The 3,395-nt window shown below is 66.1% G+C and carries 2 protein-coding genes; one reads left to right on the plus strand and one right to left on the minus strand.

Annotation, left to right across the window (positions count from 1 at the left end; translation table 11 throughout):
• Positions 1-552: 552 nt before the first annotated feature.
• Positions 553-2,556, minus strand: a complete 2,004-nt coding sequence (dnaG, locus tag JHD07_RS12225) for a DNA primase (protein WP_291622342.1) — start codon at positions 2,554-2,556, stop codon at positions 553-555.
• 285 nt (positions 2,557-2,841) lie between these two features.
• Here dnaG and JHD07_RS12230 point away from each other — a divergent pair.
• A partial coding sequence (locus JHD07_RS12230) for a chlorite dismutase family protein (protein ID WP_291622344.1) occupies positions 2,842-3,395 on the plus strand: 554 nt, incomplete at its 3' end.

Genomic DNA, 3,395 nt, shown 5'->3' on the forward strand with positions numbered 1-3,395 from the left:
GATCGAAGGTCACGAAGCCGCGCTTCTTGGCCTGCTTGATCATCTTCTTGACGGCCGCGTCGGACAGGTCGAGCAAGGGAGACGGCGCGTCCTGGGAGTCCTTCTCCGGCGCATCCGCTGCCTTGTCGTCCTTTTCCTTGTCCTTCGCCTGCAGCGTCTTTGCCTTGGTGGCCATCCATTGCTCCTAAACGCGCTTCATGCGAGACGCCCGCCGCGTCTTCGCGTGAATTCACATGAACCTGTTGCTCGACGCTCTCGCTTCGGCAGCTCTCGACACGGAAAGGGCGGCGCACAAACCTCTCGCCACCCCCAACTTTCTCTCGCCGGAATTGCCTAACGCTTCGTCAGCCTCTTTGTCGCGGCGGATGCAGGTATATTGCCAACAGTGATTGCGCGGATTCATTCCTGACGCGTCTGTTCTGCCTGCGGCCGCCTTGGGGCCAAAGTGCTACAAGACCGTTAAGCCTCGATTAACCCTGTTTTTGCCGCCAAACCTAGGATTTGGCGAGTCTTTTAGCGGTTCCGGCCGCGGCCGTCCGCATGATTCTTTCGTCACGTGCTCTTCTGGAGCCGGCCCGACAGCTCGCCAAAACCCTCGATCAGGGCCTCGGTGCCGTCGACTTCGCTGATCCGAGCCTTGACGTCACGCAGCCATGCCAGATTGGCCTCGCTGGGGTCCTCCCCCAAGGCCAGCTCGGCGTCTTTCAGCTCTCTAAGTAGTGAATGCCACTGCCGATGCAAGGCAACCAGCTGGTGCCAGGTGGCAAGAACGTCGTCCCGTGCCGCGCCCTCCAGAGCGGCCCACACGGCCTGGGTCGTAATGGCCCCCTCAACCCGTTGAAGAGCTTGAGAAAATCCACCCCGATCGAGATCGCCGCGCATCTTTTCGGCCAGCTCGCCGGGGTCCGGCGAGTGGTGATGGTCGTTGGCGAAGGCCGCGATGATGCCGGCCCTGAGCTTATGCGCCTCGGGATGGGCCAGTTCCAGGGCGGCGACCTCCTCCAGATGCTCATGGAGCAGCCAGGGGTGGTTGATCAGGCATTGCAGGATCAGGGCTTCCCGGCGGGAGATGGCGCTGCGCTGGCCGCGCATGATCGGGCTTGCCGCCAGCTGGGGGCTCGCCGCCTGGTAGGGGCCGGAGGGAAGCGGGATGGAACCGGGCGTGCCGCGGCGGCCTCCGCCGAATCCCTGGCCGCCGAATCGATTCGCGCCTGCCCGCGGCTGGAAGGGGCGGCCGCCACCGCTGCGGAAATTGCCGCGGCCGCCGAAGCCGCCGCGCCCGCCCTCGGGCGCGAAGGTGCGCTGCAGCCGCTCGACGAACTCGTCGCGATAATAGCGCCGCACCACCTCGTCGCGGATGCCGTTGGTGAGCTCCCTGATGCGCGCCTCCAGCGCGGCACGGCGCTCGGGCGTGGCGAAATTGCCGCCCTCGAGTTCGCGCGACCAGATCATGTCGGCGAGCGGACGGGCCGCAGCGATCACCTCCTCGACCGCGCCGCGCCCGCCCGAGCGGACGAGATCGTCGGGATCCTGCCCTTCCGGCAACAGCGCGAAACGCAGGCTCTTGCCGGGCGCGAGGAAGGGCAAGGCAAGGTCCGCAGCACGATACGCCGCCTTCTGGCCGGCGCGGTCGCCGTCGAAGCACAGGATCGGCTCGTCCGCCATCTTCCAGAGCAGCGCGAGCTGGCTCTCGGTGAGCGCGGTGCCGAGCGGCGCCACGGCGCCGGCAAAGCCCGCGGTGACCATCGCGATGACGTCGACATAGCCTTCGACCACGATCAGCGGGCTGCCGTCATAGGTGGCTTTGCGCGCGGTCTGGTGATTGTAGAGATTGTCGCCCTTGTGGAAGAGCGGGGTCTCCGGCGAGTTCAGGTATTTTGCCGGAACGTCCTTCTCCAGCGCGCGTCCGCCGAAGGCGATGACACGGCCGCGCAAATCGGTGATCGGAAACATCACGCGGTCGCGGAAGCGGTCGTAAGGCACCGGGATGTCGTCGCCGGCCACGAGCAGCCCGGTCTCGACCATGTCCTCGACGGAAACGCCGAGCTTGCCGAGATGCTCCTTCAGCGCGAAGCGATCGGGCGGCGCATAGCCGAGGCGAAACTGCAATTGAGTCGCCGGTGAAATGGCGCGGTCGGCGAGATAGCCGCGCGCTTTGGCGCCGACCCGCGAGGCCAGCGTCTCCGCGAAGAACTTGGCCGCGAGATCCATGACGTCATGCAGCGATTTGCGCCGCTGCTCGTGCCGCGCCGCATCGGGCGTCACCGCCGGCAGCGGCAGGCCCGCCATGCCCGCGAGCCGCTCGACGGCTTCCGCGAACGGCAGGCCGTCGGTCTCCATCACGAAGGTGATGATGTCGCCATGCTTGCCAGAGGAGAAGTCGTGGTAAAAGCCCTTCTGGTCGTTGACGTAGAAGGACGGCGTCTTCTCCTGCTGGAACGGCGACAAGCCCTTCCACTCCCGCCCCGCCTTCTTCAGCTTGACGCGCTTGCCCACGACTTCGGAGACCGAAAGCCGGGCACGAAGCTCGTCGAGGAACTGGGGCGTGAAGCGCATGGGGCTCGGGGTCTGGCGCGAATCAGCGTGAAACGGGCGAAGGATCAGGGATATAGGTGCGGCGCTGACAAAGGCCAGGTTTGGGAGGGTTATCCGGGTTATTCGACCTATGCACAGGCCCGACAGTCATTGCTCCGTCATTCCGGGGCGCGCGTAGCGCGAGCCCGGAATCTATTGCTCCCAGCATTCCGGCGGCGCGATGGATTCCGGGCTCGCGCCAAGGGGCGCGCCCCGGAATGACGAGCCACTTGCACCCCGCCCGGTTCCACGCTTCCATAGCTCCCCATGTTCAGGACCTTTCGAGGCGGCCAGAGCGGGGGCTGGCGCGTGATCTCGATTTCAGCCGTGACGGGCGAGCCCCTGCCCTTCATGCCGGCGCTGTCGGTGACCGACAGCGACGCCGTGTCATTGCCGCTTGTCCCCTCGCGGAGTGGATGGCGGCTGGTGGGGGTCGCAAGCAGCCTGCGTTACACCGAGCGGGCCGAGAAGCAGCAACTCGTGGCGGTGCAGGCGGGCCTGGGCCGTCCAGAGGCGACGTCAGCGGCGCTGATCCCGATCCGCAAGTCGCAGGCCTGGTGGGAGCTGACCCAGGAGGAGCGCCGCAAGATTTTCGAGGACAAGTCGCACCACATCGCGAGCAGCCTGCGCTTCCTGCCCGCGGTCGCGCGCCAGCTTTATCACTGCCGCGACCTCGGCGAGCCCTTCGATTTCCTGACCTGGTTCGAATACGCCCCCGCCGACGCCTCGCTGTTCGAGGAGCTGGTGGCGATGCTGCGGCGGACCGAGGAGTGGACCTATGTAGAGCGCGAGGTCGACGTGCGCGTGGTGAAGGAAGTGTT

The organism is Bradyrhizobium sp. (assembly GCF_016462955.1).
Classification (GTDB): Bacteria; Pseudomonadota; Alphaproteobacteria; order Rhizobiales; family Xanthobacteraceae; genus Bradyrhizobium.

Coding starts and splice junctions, on each gene's coding strand:
- dnaG (WP_291622342.1), bottom strand. CDS start 2,556: ATGCGCTTCACGCCCCAGTTCCTCGACGAGCTTCGTGCCCGGCTTTCG.